At 71.0% G+C, this 241-nt stretch carries 1 protein-coding gene; it reads right to left on the bottom strand.

The annotated features are described in order from the left end of the window. The coding region (locus ACZ6JE_RS15505; protein WP_464319525.1) for an alpha amylase C-terminal domain-containing protein at nucleotides 1-241 on the bottom strand (241 nt) is incomplete at both ends.

The raw sequence follows: 241 nt of genomic DNA, 5'->3' as shown, positions 1-241 counted from the left end.
GCCGAACTCGACGGCGTCGGTGTTGAGCACCTCGTGCCAGGTGCCCGCCTCGGGGCACCCGAAGCGCATCTGCACGGGCTGACCCGACCAGTTGGCGAGCACGGCCACGCTCTCGCCGTCGCCGGACGTCCGCATGACGGCGACGACGCTCTGCTGCGCCGCGCCTCCGTCGATCCACTCGAAGCCCTCGGTGTCGTAGTCGTGCGCCCAGAGCGCCTTCTCGGCGCGGTACACGCTGTTC

Source organism: Frigoribacterium sp. AC759 (genome assembly GCF_979256015.1).
This window is presented reverse-complemented; position numbering and strand designations above follow the sequence as displayed.